At 74.5% G+C, this 15,596-nt stretch carries 11 protein-coding genes; 4 read left to right on the top strand and 7 right to left on the bottom strand.

Annotation, left to right across the window (positions count from 1 at the left end; translation table 11 throughout):
- The first annotated feature begins 92 nt into the window (after window positions 1-92).
- Together IH09_RS30660 and IH09_RS30665 are read left to right on the top strand one after the other, a co-directional pair.
- Entirely contained in the window at window positions 93-2,237 is a 2,145-nt protein-coding gene (locus IH09_RS30660; RefSeq protein ID WP_052860789.1) for a hypothetical protein, read from the top strand.
- A 217-nt stretch (window positions 2,238-2,454) separates the two neighbouring features.
- Window positions 2,455-3,717 (top strand): hypothetical protein, encoded by a 1,263-nt coding sequence (locus tag IH09_RS30665; protein WP_052860797.1) that lies wholly within the window; start codon window positions 2,455-2,457, stop codon window positions 3,715-3,717.
- 324 nt (window positions 3,718-4,041) lie between these two features.
- On the opposite strand, the gene IH09_RS30670 is transcribed toward IH09_RS30665, so the two are convergent.
- Both IH09_RS30670 and IH09_RS30675 read right to left on the bottom strand, forming a co-directional pair.
- Complete coding sequence (locus IH09_RS30670) at window positions 4,042-4,971, bottom strand: alpha/beta fold hydrolase (RefSeq protein ID WP_110952684.1); 930 nt, start codon at window positions 4,969-4,971, stop codon at window positions 4,042-4,044.
- A gap of 898 nt (window positions 4,972-5,869) precedes the next feature.
- Window positions 5,870-6,562, bottom strand: a complete 693-nt coding sequence (locus IH09_RS30675; protein ID WP_052860790.1) for a metal-dependent transcriptional regulator — start codon at window positions 6,560-6,562, stop codon at window positions 5,870-5,872.
- A gap of 270 nt (window positions 6,563-6,832) precedes the next feature.
- Between IH09_RS30675 and IH09_RS30680 the strand changes: the two genes are divergently transcribed.
- Complete coding sequence (locus tag IH09_RS30680; protein WP_052860791.1) at window positions 6,833-7,591, top strand: SIS domain-containing protein; 759 nt, start codon at window positions 6,833-6,835, stop codon at window positions 7,589-7,591.
- 119 nt (window positions 7,592-7,710) lie between these two features.
- On the opposite strand, the gene IH09_RS30685 is transcribed toward IH09_RS30680, so the two are convergent.
- Together IH09_RS30685 and pdxH are read right to left on the bottom strand one after the other, a co-directional pair.
- Window positions 7,711-9,138, bottom strand: a complete 1,428-nt coding sequence (locus IH09_RS30685) for a PAS domain-containing protein (RefSeq protein WP_052860792.1) — start codon at window positions 9,136-9,138, stop codon at window positions 7,711-7,713.
- A 654-nt stretch (window positions 9,139-9,792) separates the two neighbouring features.
- Complete coding sequence (gene pdxH, locus IH09_RS30690; protein WP_190233454.1) at window positions 9,793-10,524, bottom strand: pyridoxamine 5'-phosphate oxidase; 732 nt, start codon at window positions 10,522-10,524, stop codon at window positions 9,793-9,795.
- Between the two features lie 411 nt (window positions 10,525-10,935).
- Here pdxH and IH09_RS30695 point away from each other — a divergent pair, with 411 nt between their 5' ends.
- Complete coding sequence (locus IH09_RS30695; protein WP_172450465.1) at window positions 10,936-12,036, top strand: citrate synthase 2; 1,101 nt, start codon at window positions 10,936-10,938, stop codon at window positions 12,034-12,036.
- A gap of 69 nt (window positions 12,037-12,105) precedes the next feature.
- On the opposite strand, the gene IH09_RS30700 is transcribed toward IH09_RS30695, so the two are convergent.
- The 3 genes from IH09_RS30700 to IH09_RS30710 form a co-directional block, all read right to left on the bottom strand.
- Entirely contained in the window at window positions 12,106-12,738 is a 633-nt protein-coding gene (locus tag IH09_RS30700) for a TetR/AcrR family transcriptional regulator (protein ID WP_052860794.1), read from the bottom strand.
- Window positions 12,726-13,547: an enoyl-CoA hydratase family protein gene (locus IH09_RS30705; protein ID WP_052860799.1), complete on the bottom strand. Its 822-nt coding sequence runs from the start codon at window positions 13,545-13,547 to the stop codon at window positions 12,726-12,728. Before IH09_RS30705 ends, IH09_RS30700 begins: the two co-directional genes overlap by 13 nt.
- 203 nt (window positions 13,548-13,750) lie before the next feature.
- Entirely contained in the window at window positions 13,751-15,412 is a 1,662-nt protein-coding gene (locus tag IH09_RS30710; RefSeq protein WP_052860795.1) for a 4-coumarate--CoA ligase family protein, read from the bottom strand.
- Window positions 15,413-15,596 lie beyond the last annotated feature (184 nt).

The following is a 15,596-nucleotide window of genomic DNA, read 5'->3' on the forward strand; positions in this document are numbered from 1 at the left end:
GCGTCGCCGTGACGTTGTCCACAGGCTCCGTCGGCCGGGGCGCGGGGGCGGTAGCGTCATGGAGCGACACGGACAACGGGGGGTGGTGCGGGGTGAAGGCAGTGCTGCGCGCCGGAATGGTGCTGCTGGCGGGCTGGCTGACGGTGGTGTGCGCCGCGGGTACGGGACAGGCCGCGCCCGCGCCGCCGGACGACCGGGCCCAGACCGCCTATCTCGCCGACCGGCTGCGGGAGAATCCGGTCTACATCAGCGATCAGTTCCCCCGCGAGGTTCCCCGCTCGACCGCACCCGAATTCGCCGAGCAGGCCCGGCGGGTCGGCGTTCCGACGTATGTGCTCGTCCTGCCCGGCTCCTCCCTCACGGCCAGCCCGGCCGGGCTGCTCGCCGGCGTCCACGACCGGCTGGGCCGCCCGGGTCTGTATGTCGCGGTGGACCGATCGGGCCTGGCCGCCGTGGAGACCTACGGCGTGAGCCTGCCCGAAGCCACCGACGCGCGCCGGGCGACGCTGTACGAGCTGCCGTACGACGCCACGGCCCGCGAGGTGTTCCGGCACTTCGTCGACGTGCTGACGTCGGGGAAGGCCCGTCAGCGTCTCGACGCGGCCGATGCCGGGCACGACGGCGCGACGCGGTCGCACGAGCCGGCGAGACTGCACATGACCCGCACCGACCGCGAGAACCAGAGCTTCGTGACCGGTCTCGCGGTCACCGGAATCCCGCTCGCGGCCCTGCTCGTGACGGTCCATGTGTGGCGGCGCCGCCGGGTCCGCCGGGCCCTCTCGGCGCCCGTCCCCGCGCCGGGCGGCGGCCGTCCGGACGCCGCCCCGGGCGTGTCCCTGCGGAAGCCGGCGGCGTCACCGCCCCGGTCGCCGTCCGCGGCGCCCGCGCCCGCGCGGCGGGGGCGGGCGGGCCTCGCTTCCGGCCCGTTCCCCCGCGCCCTGCTGATCTCCCTGACCGTGGCCGCTCTCGCGCTGTCCGGGCTGATCGCGTTCACCGCGTCGCGGCTCTTCACCGACACCACCTCGGGCGACGGTTCGTACCCGACGGCCGCCGATATGCGGGCCCGCGTCGACCGGGTGGCCGACGGACTGCGCCGCGACCCGCTCTATGTCGACCCCGAGAGCCCGTCGGCGCTGGACGCCGCGGACCGCGCCCGCCTCCGCGCCCGGCTCGGCTCGCTGCGCGTCCCGGTGCTGATCGCCGCGGTCCCCACCTCGTCGGGCGACGAGTCCGGCGGCAACCCGGCGCTGCTGGCCGCGGCGCTGCACGACCGGCTCCACCGCGACGCCCTGATCGTGATCGCCGACCCGGCGACCGGCAGTATCGCCCCCTTCAACCACGGCGCCCCGGTCAACGGCGGGTACCTCATCGAACGTCCGCGTGAGACGTACACCGGCGGCACCGACCTCGCGCTCGGCTCCCGGCTGGACGCGTTCCTCGGCTACGTCGCCAAGTCCCCGCCCGCCAAGGCGGGGGCCACGCCGTACCCCCCGGAGCCGGCGACCGACCCGGTGCAGGAGAAGGCGCTGCCCGGCCTCTTCACCGGGGACTTCCGGCCCGGCCTGCTGATCGGTGCCTTCCTCGGGGGCCTGGTCTTCGCGCTGGTGGCGCTGGCGCTCTCGCTCGCCCGCCGTCTCCGCCTCCGTCCCGGGCAGTCGTCCGCGGCGGCGGACGGGGCGCGGGGCGACGCCGCGACGCCGGAGGCCCCGGACCGGCCCGATCCGGCGTGGCTGCGGCGCACCGCCCGGGAGGAGATCGCCGCTCTCACCGCCGCGCTGGACCCGGCGGATGCGCTCTCCGCGGAGGCCCGGCGCCGGGCCTGGGAGTGCCTGGACGCCACCGCGCTGCTGATCGACGGCGACAGCGACGGCCGGATGGACGCCGATACCGCGCCCGCCGACCTCGCCTGCGCGGTCGTGCTGGCCCGTGCCGGACGGACCGCGATCCGGCGGCCCGACGCCGCGGCGCAGATCTGCCATCGCAACCCCCTGCACGGTGCGGCCTCCGGGCGCCGGCAGATACGGACCGCGGGAAGCGGCCGGGCACGGTCGTTGCCCGTGTGCCAGGCATGCCGGGCGGTCCCCGGTCCGGTGCTGCGGCTGGGTTCTTCGCCACGTACCAGGCACGACGCGTACGTCCCGTACGCCACCCTTCCCGGGCCGCTGGCCACACTGGCCGACGGCGCCGGAATCGATCAACTCACCCGCACCGTCCGGGAGTACTTCGGTGTCCACTGACCCCCGCCGCCACCCCGCGCCCCTCGCCACCGCACAGGGGGCCGCGCCGACCGCGCTACCGGCCGCCGCCGTGGACCACCCGGCCGCGACCGGCGCGGCACACCGCACCGTGGCGCGCCGCGGCGTGCTCCGCCCGCGCCCCGTCCGCCCCGCGCGTCCGTCGCTCCCCGCCGGTGGTGCGCGCCGCTCCTCGGTGAGCGGGAAACCGGGCCGGCGTATGTCGTGGTCCGGTGGCGCGCGCCGTCCCGTCCGGACCGCCGCCGCGCTCCTCGCGGCATCCGTCGCCCTGCTGTTCTGCGCCGCGTCGCCCGGGGTGGCCGCGCAGAGCCCGGGACAGCGGATCGCCGACGCGCTGCGCACCTCACCCGTCTACGTCGATCCCTCCCTCTCCTCGGCCGTCGACCCCGGCCAACGGCAGCAACTCGTCGACCGGATCCACCACTCCGGCCTGCCGATCCGTGTCGCGCTGGTGCCACTGGTCGAGGGCGACAGCTGGGGCGGCGACGCCCGGCAGCTCGCCGAGGTGATCCACGACCGGATGGGCGGCGGCCCGTCCATCGTCATCACGCTCGGGGAGTTCTCCCCGTCCATCGCCGCCCACGAATGGCCCGCCGACACCCACCATGCACAGCAGGCCGCCGCCGCGGTCTTCCACCAGCGCGATATGGCGGGCGCGGGGCTGCCCAAGCGGCTCGCCCGCGCGATCGACATCATCGAGGCGGGCAACGGCGACAAGGTGTACGAGCAGGCCACGGCCGGCCTCCGGGCCCCGGCGCCCAAGGCCGATGCGTCGTCCTCCCCGCTCGCCCGGCTCCTGACCCTCGCCATCGGCCCGGTGCTGCTGCTCGCGGCGGCCGGGCTGCTGCTGCGGCGGCGCTCACGGATGCGCGATCTGTCCACACCGTTCGCGCTGCCGCGCTCCGTCTTCGCCGCCGCCCGCCGGGCCGACGAGGCCCAACTCCGCGACCGCGCGGGGGAACAGGTCGTACGGCTCGGTACGGAGGCGCGCGCCGCGCAGGGCGATCCAGCTGCCATCGAGCGCGCCCTCGACGCCTACGCCGCGGCCGGTACGGTCCTGGACCGGGCGCGCGGAATCCCGGATCTGGCCGGTGTGTTCGCGCTGATCGCCGAGGGCCGCGCGGCCCTCTCCGCCGCGCCGGACCCGCTCCCCCTGTGCTTCTTCCACCCCCTGCACGGCCCCGCCGTCCGCCGCATACCCTGGCGCCCCCTCGGGCGCCGCGAGGAACTCCGGGTGGCCGCCTGCGAGACGTGCCTGCGCGCCGTACGGGCCCGCCGCGCACCGGAGGTGCTCACCGACCGTCTGGACGGCCGCCCGGTCCCGTACTTCGAGGTCCCCGCCGACACCAGCCTCTGGGCGGCCACCGGCTACGGCTCACTGCTCACCGAGGACGCCGAGGACGCCAAGGGCTCCCTGACCGCCCGCGTCCAGCGCGGCGACTTCACCCGCACCTTGCGCTGACCGGCCGTGCACGGTCTCCGTCCACCCTCTTCCGGTCCGCGTACCCGGGCACACGCCCGAGGCGATGTCATCGGCATCCGCGCGCTTGCGCACCACGCCGGGCCTTCGCCGACGGCGGGACAACTACGGCACCGCGATCCTTGGCGAAGGCTTGCCGGAGCGCCTTGGCGGGGCCTTACCGGACCGCCTTGCCGGACCGCCTTGCCGGACCGCCTTGCCGGACCGCACCGGCCGACCCCGCCTCCCCGACCAACGCCCCGCCTCCGGCCCCGGCCTGCATCCCTGGTTCACGCCCCCACTCACGAACCCGGCTCACGCCCCGGCTCATGGCTCCGGTTCACGCCCCGGCCATGGCCCCGACTCGCCTCCGTCGCCGCCGCCGTGTGGCGGGACGGCCGACCGCAGGAACGGTTCGATCACCCGGCGCCATTCGCCGGGGTGCTCCCAGGGGAGCAGATGGCCGGCGTCGGGGAGTTCGGCGTAGGAGCCCTGGGGCAGTACGCGGACCATTTCCTGGGCTTCGGCGCGGCCCAGTTCGCCGTCGAGGCCGCGGACGACGAGGGCGGGGCACCGGACCTGGGCGAGTTCGTCCCAGTGGGCGTCGCGGACCCAGGTCTCGCGGGCGGTGAGCATCTGGCGGCGGGAGAAGACGGGGCGCCAGCCGTCGGCGCGCTCGGCCATCACCTCGGCGAAGAACTCGCCGCGGGCCGGTCTGGGCCGCTCCAGAACCGGGTCGTCCGCACCGAACCACTTGCGGACGTCCGCGAGGGTGGCGAACGGGACCGGCCAGGTGCGGAACCACTCGGCCCATTCGCGCTGCGAGGCAGCGCCCAGCGCCGCGGCCCGCATATCGCAGATGACCAGCGCGCTGACCAGGTCCGGGCGGCGGGCCGCCAGCTGCCAGGCGGTCAGGGCGCCCATGGAGTGCCCGATGAGGGCGACCGGTGCCAGCCCGAGCTGCTCGATGGCGGCGATGGCGTCATCGACATACGCCTCGCGGTCGTACGGACCGTCGGCGGGCTTCTCGCTGCGGCCGTGGCCGCGCTGGTCCAGGCCGACCGGGCGGTGTCGCGCGCTCAGCCAGCGGGCGGTGTCCGCCCAGTGCACCGCGCGGCCCATCAGACCGTGGAGCAGCAGCACTCCCGGGCCGGGCGCGCCCTCCCCCGGACCGCCGCCCGCCTTGGGCGGGTCGGTGAACTCCCAGGCGGCGAGCCGGACACCGCCGGCTCCTGTCACATCGATGCGCCGCGCCATCTGCCCTGGCACCCCCCATCATCCCGTGCACAACCCCACAGTATCGAACCTTTATTCGAACGCACTGTCCGCACACCCAACACCGCTCGTTCGAGTGACTTCGCTCAGGGATAGGCCGCACCCCGCGAGGGGAGACAGCTACCGGGAGGCGGGCCCTACCGGGAAGGGGGCCCGCAGGGGAAGACCCTGGGAGCTCGGGGCTCCGGGTCTCGACGGGGGGACATGGGGAGGCGGGGCCCCGGCTGCTCGCAGCGCCGGGGCCCCGATCGTCCACCGCCACACGGCAGCCCGCACCACTCGGCGGCCCCTCCCGCCGCGGCCGCCCCCACCACGGGCCACTCAGCAGCCCCCACGGTCCCGGCAGTCCAATCGGCCCCGGCGGCTCCGGCAGTCCCGCACCACCTCGGGCCCCGCCCCGTACACCACGCCACGGCCCCACCGGAACCGACGGGCTCGGCCGAGCCGACCGGGCCATCCGGTCCGACCCGGCAGCCCAGTGCGGCGAATCCAACAAGCTCGGCCAAACCCGCACACCCGACGGACTCAGCGAATCCATCCGAGCCCCCTCCCCGACCCGCGGAGCCGACGGCGGGTGCCCCTGCCCCGTACCAGTTCAGCCGCCCGGCCCCGGAATTCCGGCGGCACGTGGGTGCCGACATGACTTGTCCGCGTCGGCGCCAGCCTGACATGGCACCCGGCCGTACCGCACGGATTCCCACAAGTCCGTTCACCGGAGCGGGAGTCGGCACACCCGGCAGGCGGTATGGACGAGCCCGCCGAGCGGCGCGTCGGCGCGGTTCGGCGGGCTCATGGGAAGCGGTGGAGGAGCGGGCGGACGGGGAGGGTGGGTGAGCGGGAGATACGGAGCGCGGGCGGGGACGGGGCGGGCGCTACGGGGTCAGCGCTTGGCGACGAAGACGTGGGAGGCGATCTCGGCCTCCAGCTCCGCGGCCTCGCCGCTGCTGCCGACCAGCACCCCGGCCGGCGACTCCGTGACGCTCACCACCGCGCCCGGCTGCACACCGGCCCGCCGCAGCGTGTACATCAGCTGGGCGTCGGCCTGGATGGGCTCGCCGATCCGGCGCACCACGACCGTCTTGCCGTCGGTCCCGGCGTCCAGCTCCGTCAGGCTCACCATGCCGGAGTCCAGGAACGGGTCGGCCCCGGACATCTCGCCCAGCTCCTCCAGCCCCGGGATGGGGTTGCCGTACGGCGACTCCGTCGGGTGCCGCAGCAGCTCCAGGACGCGGCGCTCGACCGCCTCGCTCATCACGTGCTCCCAGCGGCACGCCTCGGCGTGCACCTGCTCCCACTCCAGCCCGATGACGTCGACGAGCAGGCATTCGGCGAGGCGGTGCTTGCGCATCACCCGCGTCGCCAGCCGCCGGCCCTCTTCCGTCAGCTCCAGATGCCGGTCACCCGCGACCGTCAGCAGGCCGTCTCGCTCCATGCGCGCCACTGTCTGGCTGACCGTCGGGCCGCTCTGTTCGAGCCGCTCCGCGATCCGGGCGCGCATGGGGACCACACCTTCCTCTTCGAGTTCGAGGATGGTGCGGAGATACATCTCCGTGGTGTCGATCAGTCCGGACATGCGTGCCCCTCGATATGTCGTGCGGTGGCCCTGGACTCAATTCTGACGCATCCCACTGACAACGGGGTCTCCTTCCTCGTGCGCCGGACCCTGCACTCGTATTGACAGGGCACTGGTCCAGACCGCAACGTGATCCGCGCCACGACTGCCCGGCCGCCGGAATCTGGCGATACCGCGGTGGCCGTGACACGGGTGGCCCGACGGTACGGCGGACGACATCCGATGAGATCCGACGAGATTCGACCAGTTTCGACGAGAGGGGCCGCGGCAATGGCTGAGAGCGACCGGTTGGCCGGGCAGTACTTCGACGCCGCGATCGACCTGCTGCGGCAGGTCCGCGACGGGGAGGGCGACCGGATCACCGCGGCCGGGCAGCTGATCGCCGACACCTTCGAGGCGGGCGGCCGGGTCTTCGCCTTCGGCGCCGGGCACTCCTCGCTGCCCGCCCAGGACACGGTCTACCGCGCGGGCGGCCTCGCGATCATGAATCTGCTCTCCGTCCCCGGCGTGGTCGGCATCGACGTCCGGCCCGCGACGCTCGGCAGCGCGCTGGAGCGGGTGGACGGGCTGGCCGGGGCCGTCCTGGACACCAGTCCGCTGGAGCCGGGCGATGTGCTGGTGATCATCTCGCTCTCCGGGCGCAACTCGCTCCCCGTCGAGATGGCGATGAACGCGCGGGCGCTCGGCCTGAAGGTCATCGGCGTCACATCGGTGGCGTACGCGGACGCGACCAAGTCCCGGCACACCTCCGGGACGTTCCTCAAGGACCACTGCGACATCGTTCTGGACAGCCGGATCCCGGTCGGCGACGCGGAGTTGACGATGCCCGGCATCGAGGCGCCCTTCGCCCCCGCCTCGACGGTCGTCACCAGCGCGATCATGCAGGCCGTGGTGGCGACGGCCGCGGGCGCGCTGGCCGAGCGGGGCATCGTCCCGCCGCTGCTGCGCTCCGGGAACGTGGACGGCGGGCACGACTGGAACGGCCGGGTGATGACCGAGTACGCGGACCGGATCTACTACCGGCAGTAGGCGGCGAGCCCGATCCACTGCCGGCGGCGGGCGGATCCCCTACCGGAAGCAGCAGCCCGGCGGCCCGCCTCGGGACACCGCCGCCCCGCCCCCGCCCGGCGCTCCGCCCGGCCGCGTCGTCAGCCCGTCCACGTCTGCGTCCAGCTCTCCGTCCCCGCCCCGGCCAGGTCGAGGGCCGCCGCGATACGGGCCGCGACGTCCTCGGCGTAGGCGGCGTCCGCGCGGTCGAAGGGGCGGCGCGAGGGCACCCGCAGGAACGTCGCGACGCCGAGCGTGCGGCCGCGGCTGCGCAGTGCGACGCACAAACCGTGCACCGTGCCGTCCGGCCATTTACGGGCGGCCGCCCAGCCCTCGGTGGCGGCGCCGCCCGCGCTGGTGCGCACCGATCCGCGGCGTTCGTACGCCTGGGCCGCCGGATGGCCCGGTCCGTACGCCACCGGGATGCCGGTGGCCGGCAGCGCCTCGGTGGGGCCGGGTGAACCGGCCGGGGAGGCCAGCGCCCGCACCAGCCGTGGCGAGCCGCCCCGCCACGCATCACCGCCGCCGGGCCCGGCCGCCCCGTCACCACGACGGCCCGCCCCGGCCTCGGGGACCGCGCCCCCGCCCGTGGCGGTCTCCGTATACGTATCCGCATCGGCGTCCACCGCCCCGTACGCCGCCGGTGCCGACGCCGTCGCGAGGTCGATCAGGCCGTGGTCGGCGAAGCCCGCCAGGGCGAAGTCGAGGTGGAGTGCGGCGGCCTCGGCCGGGTCGGGGCACTCGGCGGCGGCGCGGCCCGCGCGGTGCAGCTGATGGAAGCGGAAGCGCAGCAGGGAGCTCTCGCGTTCGGCCCGTTTGGCGTCCGTCACGTCCTGGAAGAGCCAGGCGACGCCCAGCGGGACCGGTTCCTCGGCCAGCGGGGAGGCCAGCCGTACGAAGCCGCTGCGCCAGCACCGGCGCGGCTGCTCGTCCTCCTCGGAGCGCAGCGTCACCCACAGGTCGGCGGCGGCCGGCGGGGTGCCCTCGGCCAGGACGTGCTGGAGCGCGCTCTCCAGTTCCTCCACGCCCTGCGCCAGGAGGCCGGCCAGCGGGCGGCCCAGCAGGGTCGTCCGCCCCACGCCCAGGGTGCGGGCGGCGTGGGTGTTGACGGCGGCGGGGCGCAGATCGGCGTCGACCAGGATGACGCCCCACGAGGCGTCGTCGAAGAGCGCCTCGCTCAGCGCGATGGACCGCTCCAGGTCGATCTGGGCATGGGCCTCGCTGAAGGCGCAGTACACACCGGCGGCCCGGCCGTCGGGCCCGCGGACCGCGGAGGACTGGGTGCGGACCAGGACGCGGTGGCCGTCCTTGGTCAGCAGGGCGAACTCATGGACCTGGCGGCCCGGGGCGCGCATCGCGGCCCGCAGCGTCGCCTCGATCTCGTCGGCGTCCTCCTTGCGGACCGCCCAGCCGGCCAGGCCCGTACGGCCGACCGCCTCCGCGGCGGTCCAGCCCAGGATGCGTTCGGCCTCGTGGTTCCAGTGGGTGACCGCGCCGTCCGCCCCGAGGGCGAGCAGGGCGGCGTCCATACCGTCCAGGAGGGCGGCGAGCAGACCGGAGTCGTCGTTGTCCGGTGGCCGGTCGTGGTCCGCCGCCGGGTCGGACGCCGGACCCGGGGATCCCTGGGCCGGGGCCCGGTCCGCCGCACCGGGCGGCGCCGCGGAGCGGGCGGCCGAGGACGACGGCGGGTGGGACGGAGAGGAGGGAGACGACGCTGATGAGCCAGATGAAGCAGTCACTGGCACCCCTTACGAACGCGGCCGCACGTGCTGCACCTCGGCACATTCAACTCGAACGTGACCCAGCCCACACCCGATTCGCGGAAATCGTTGCCTCCCGGAAATTCGGTTGTCCGGCGTGCGTCGGCTTCCTAGGGTGTGGAGCACACAAGAAGGGAGGTGGTTCGGCAGATGATTTCGCACCGGACATGTGAGGTGGCTGCGGGCTGACGGCCCGTCGCTTCACGTAGTGCAGTGCCGGACCGGCGCACCACGCAGGTGCGCAGCCGGCCAATCCCAAGCAGTCACCCGACCCGCGGGCTGCCGGTTCGTCCGACCGGCCCTTCGCGCCACCGAGCGCGGGGGAAGCAGCCCGCGGGTCGTCTGCGTGTACGGACCCCGAGCCCTTCGGGACGGCCCGCGGGTGCGGCGGTCACGGGCACGCCCGAGGCGCGCCCGCCCGCGTCAGGGTGCCAGCCGCTCGACCCGCCAGAGGGCCCCGCCGGTGCCGCCGTTGCGGCCCGCCCGTACGTACCGCAGCCGGTCGTGCAGGCGGTTCTCCCGGCCCTGCCAGAACTCCGCCGCCTCGGCGGTGACGCGGTAGCCGCCCCAGTGCGGCGGTACGGGCACCTGCTCGCCCTCCGGGTAGCGGGCCGCCAACTCCTCGTAGGCGCGCTCCAGTTCGGCGCGGGAGCCGACCGTCGAGGACTGGTCGCTGGCCCAGGCACCCAGTTGGGAGCCGTGCGGACGGGTGCGGAAGTAGGCGGCGGTCTCATCCCGGCCGATGCGTTCCGCGGTGCCGGTCACGATGACCTGGCGGGCCAGGGAGTGCCAGGGGAACAGCAGGGAGACGTAAGGGTTCTCGGCCAGTTCGCGGCCCTTGCGGCTGGTGTAGTTGGTGAAGAAGACGAATCCGCGGGCGTCGAATGCCTTGAGGAGCACGGTCCTTGAGCTCGGCCGGCCCGCGGCGTCCGCGGTCGAGACGATCATCGCGTTCGGCTCGTGCAGACCGGCGGCGGCCGCGTCCTTGAACCAGCGCGCGAACTGCTCGTACGGGCCGGCGGCGAGTTCGGACTCGACGAGTCCCTCGGCGCGGTAGTGCTTGCGCATGGACGAGGGGTCGGGGGCTGACAGGAGGTCGGAAGTTTCGTCGGGGGAGGGCGCGTCGGCGGAGTGCACGGCCTCATCTTGCAGCATCGGGCCCGCCGGGGGCACCGGGCGGGCCGGAAGTCTGCCCCCCGTCGACCGGCCGTAACCCTCTCGTCAGCGAATCGACCCGTGTGCCGGACATCACGCTTCCCCGCACGTCGCGGACCCGCCAAAATCAGGCTCCGCCCACTGTGGCCTCCGGACCTCGGGAGCTATCGTGTCCCGCCTGAAGGGACACGGGACACGGCTGCGTGCCCTGGCCGTCCCGCCGCGGGCACCACGCCGCGTGGCGCATGCCCCGTCGGGGGCATACCGCGCATACCGCGCATGCGCGATGACCGGTACGGACCGCGAGCTGCCCGGCGCAGCCGCGTACCCTCGCCAGCACCGCACACCAGACTCGACCGCACGGCATCCGGTCACCATCCGCTTGCCGTCCCCATCTTGAGGAGCCGCGTGATGTCCGACTTCGTACCCGGACTTGAGGGTGTCGTCGCGTTCGAGACGGAGATCGCCGAACCGGACAAGGAGGGCGGCGCGCTCCGGTACCGCGGCGTCGACATCGAGGATCTCGTCGGGCAGGTGTCCTTCGGGAACGTCTGGGGCCTGCTGGTGGACGGGGCGTTCAACCCCGGTCTGCCGCCCGCCGAGCCGTTCCCGATCCCGGTGCACTCCGGTGACATCCGGGTCGATGTGCAGTCCGCGCTGGCCATGCTCGCGCCCGTGTGGGGCCTGCGGCCGCTGCTGGACATCGACGAGCGGACGGCCCGCGACAACCTCGCCCGCGCCGCCGTCATGGCGCTGTCCTACGTCGCCCAGTCGGCGCGCGGGCAGGGCCTGCCGATGGTGCCGCAGCGCGAGATCGACACGGCGGAGACGGTCGTGGAGCGCTTCATGAAGCGCTGGCGGGGCGAGCCGGACCCCAAGCACGTCGCGGCAGTGGACGCGTACTGGACGTCGGCCGCCGAGCACGGCATGAACGCGTCCACGTTCACCGCCCGGGTCATCGCCTCGACCGGCGCGGATGTCTCCGCCGCGCTGTCCGGCGCGGTCGGCGCGATGTCCGGACCGCTGCACGGCGGCGCGCCGTCCCGGGTCCTGGGCATGATCGAGGAGATCGAGCGGACCGGCGACGCGGCGGCCTACGTCCGCCGGGCCCTCGACAAGGGCGAGCGGCTGATGGGCTTCGGGCACCGGGTCTACCGCGCCGAGGACCCCCGGGCGCGGGTGCTGCGGCGTACGGCGCGCGAGCTGGGCGCGCCCCGGTTCGAGGTCGCCGAGGCGCTGGAGAAGGCGGCGCTGGCGGAGCTGCACAGCCGCCGCCCGGACCGGGTGCTGGCCACCAACGTGGAGTTCTGGGCGGCCATCGTGCTGGACTTCGCGGAGGTGCCGGCGCACATGTTCACGTCGATGTTCACCTGCGCCCGGACGGCCGGCTGGAGCGCGCACATCCTGGAGCAGAAGCGGACCGGCCGGCTGGTGCGGCCGTCGGCGCGGTACGTGGGGCCCGCCGCCCGTGACCCGCGGGAGATCGCGGGGTTCGGCGACATCGCCGGCTGAGGCGCGCGGCGCGGGGGTACGGGGGACGGGCGGGGGCCGGCACGGTCCGCCCGTCCCCCGCCGCCCGCGCTATCCCGTCACCGGGTTCAGTACCCCGTCGAGGATCCTCGACCACTGCGACACGACCCGCTCCCGGCGGGCCGAATCGTCCGTCAGCAGGTTGGCCAGGCCCAGGCCGCGGGCCATGTCCAGCAGGCCCTGGACGGTCTCGCGCACGCCGGGGACGGTCTCGTCGGCCGCCAGGAGGGCCACCGCCGTACGGTGTGCCTCGCGGCCGACGCGCGCCTCCAGGGCCGTCACCCGCTCGCGCAGCTGCGCCTCGTCGCCGGCGGCCACCCACAGGTGGAGCGCGGCCCGGAACAGCGGGCCCGTGTAGAGGCCGACGAGTTCCTCGACGATGATCCGGGTACGGGCGCGGGAACCGGGCGGCGGCAGGTTGTCCGCGACCGCCTGCACGGCCCCCTGGCGCATCTCCGCGACGTGCTCGACGGCCGCCGTGAAGAGGTCCTCGCGGGTGCGGAAGTGGTGCTGGGCGGCGCCCCGGGAGACGCCCGCCCGCTCGGCCACGACGGAGACCGTGCTGCCGCTCCAGCCGTGGTCCGCCAGACAGGAGATGGCGGCCTCCAGCAGTCTGCGGCGGGTGGCGCGGCTGCGCTCCTGCTGGGGCTGCCGGGCGCCGCGGGCCGGGGTCACCGTTGCCATGCCGGGGCCCGTCGCCCGAGGAACGCGGTCATGCCCTCCCGGGCCTCGGCGGAGCCGAAGAGCCGTGCGGAGCGGGCGGCCAGCGCGTCGGTGTCGCGGTCGAAGACCCGCAGCAGTTCGGCGGTGACCAGCCGCTTGGACTCGGCCAGGCCCTGCGGCGAGCCCTTGCGCAGCCCGTCGAGGACCGGTGCGAGTCCGGCGTCCACCTCGTCCGCCGCCAGCGTCACCAGCCCGATCCGGGCCGCCTCCGCCGCGTCGAACCGTTCCCCGGTCAGGTAGTAGCGGGCCGCGGCGCGCGCGTCCAGCCGCGGCAGCAGCGGCATGGAGATCACGGCGGGGGCCAGGCCGAGCCGGGCCTCGGTGAAGGCGAAGGTGGCGCCGGGCCCGGCCACCGAGATGTCGCAGGCCCCGAGCAGGCCCAGACCGCCGGCCCGTACGTGCCCGGTGACCCGGGCGACGACCGGTTTGGGCAGCTCCACGAGGGTGCGCAGCAGCCGGGCGAGGCCGAGCAGTCCGGCCGTGGCGGGATCGGTGTCGGTGACCGTCGCTGGCGCCGTGGCGGTGGCCTCCGTGAGGTCGGCGCCGGCGCAGAAGGTGGTGCCGGTGTGGGTGAGGAGGACGGCGCGGGTGTCCTCGGACGCGGCGGCCGCCGCCAGCCCCGCGTACAGCTCGGCGACCAGACGGGCGGAGAGCGCGTTGCGGTTGTACGGGGAGTCCAGGGTGAGGGTGGTGATCCCGCGGTCGAACGCGATCCGGACCAGCGGTTCGGGCGGGGCCGCAGCGGTGGCCGAGGCGGCGTCCGAAGCGATATCCGGGCCGGCGTCCGTACCCGCTTCCGTACCCACGTCCTTTCCCACATCCGTACCCGCCGCCGTACCGGCCTCCGCACCGGTGTCCGTCACGCCGTCCCCCGTCCGCGCCTCATGTGCCTGCCCGTCACGTGCCCTCCCGTCCTGCGCATTCCTGTCATGTGCCCTCCCGTCGTCCGCTCCCGCGTCCCGCGTCGTCTCGTTCATCGGGCCGTCGAGCTCCCTTCCCTGGTGCGCAGTTCACGCCGCAGGATCTTGCCGGTGGTGGCGCGCGGCACGCTGTCCAGGAACTCCACGCGGCGCACCTTCTTGTACGGGGCGACCTGCCCGGCAACGTACGCGATGACCTCCTCGCCGCTCAGCGCGCTCCCCGGCCGCCGTACGACGAACGCCTTGGGGATCTCGTTGCCGTCGCCGTCCGGGACGCCGATGACCGCCGCGTCGGCGATGTCGTCATGGGCGAGCAGCAGCGCTTCGAGGTCGGCGGGGGCCACCTGGTAGCCCTTGTATTTGATCAACTCCTTGACGCGGTCCACGACATACAGCCAGCCGTCGCCGTCCACCCGCCCGACGTCCCCGGTGTGCAGCCAGCCGTCGGTGTCGAGCATCGCGTCGGTCTCGGCCGGACGCCCCAGATACCCCTTCATCACCTGCGGGCCGCGGATGAGGATCTCGCCGGTCTCCCCCACACCGAGGTCGGCGCGCGGTCCCGTACCGCCCCCGCCGTCGCCCTCCGCCACCGGGACGATGCGCATCTCGGTGCCGGGGAGCAGCTTGCCGACGGCGCCCGGCGGCGGGTTCTGCGCGCCGAGCGGGACGACATGGGTGGCGGGCGACAGCTCGGTCATGCCGTACGCCTGCATGACCGGGGGCAGTCCGAGCCGCCGGGAGCAGGCGGCCGCCAGTTCGGCGTCCAGGGGCGCGGCGGCGCTGACGAGGTACCGGAGGGAGGAGAGGTCGTACTCGGCGACCAGGGGGTGTTTGGCGAGGGCGAGCACGATCGGCGGTGCGACGTACGCGGCGGTGATGCGGTGTTCCGCGATCGCCGCGAGGAAGCGTTCCAGGTCGAAGCGGGGCAGCACGACGACGGTGCAGCCGTTGCGCAGCGGGGCGTTCATCAGGGCGGTGAGGCCGTACATATGAAAGAAGGGCAGTACCGCCAGGACGCGGTCACCGGGGCCGCTGGTGATCAGCGAGTCGAGCTGGGCGAGGTTGGTGGCGATGCTGCGGTGGGTGAGCATCACGCCCTTGGGGGTGCCGGTGGTGCCGGAGGAGTACGGCAGCGCGGCCAGGTCGGTGGCGGCGTCGAGGGTGACGGCGGGTTCCGGGGCGGTGCCGGCGAGCAGGTCCTGGACCGAACGGTGGCCCTCGGCGCGGTCGCAGACGAAGATCTCGGTGATCCGGCCGGTCTGCCGGGCCGCGGCGCGGGCGGTGTCCAGCAGCGCCGATACGGTGACGATCCAGCGGGCCCCGGAGTCCGCCAGCTGCTTGCCGAACTCGGCTTCCGTGGCGAGCGGGTGGACGGTGGTGACGGCCGCCCCGCAGCGCGAGGCGGCGTAGAAGACGACCGGGTAGACGAGGGAGTTGGGGCTGTGCAGGGCCAGCACCTCGCCCTTGCGGACCCCGGCCGCGGCGAGGGCGGCCGCGAGCCGGCGGGTGGCGTGGTCCAGCCGGGCGTAGCTGAGGATGGTGCCGTCGAGACCGTCGATCAGTGCGGGGCGGTCGCCGTAGGAGGCGGCGGGGCCGAGGACGGCCTCGTGGATGGGGAGTTCCACGGGCGCGATGTCGGCGTACTCGCTCCGGTACACCCGGGACGCGGGTGGCGCGGCGGACGTATTGGAGACACGGGACGTGGAGAACACCATGACCGGTCCTGCCCTTCAGCGGTGAGAGTGCGGCTCAACGGTGCGAGTGTGGCGCGGTTTCCCTGCCCTCGGTGCACATCCCCCTACCGTTCCTAAACAGTGTTCAGGAGTGGCATTTGCTGCCAGCTCCCGGAACTGCGCGCGTCCCGAACGGTGTTGGATGCGCTGGTCTCCCGCGTTCGCT

Origin of the sequence: Streptomyces celluloflavus, assembly GCA_000720995.1 — a bacterium.
Lineage (GTDB): Bacteria > Actinomycetota > Actinomycetes > Streptomycetales > Streptomycetaceae > Streptomyces > Streptomyces celluloflavus.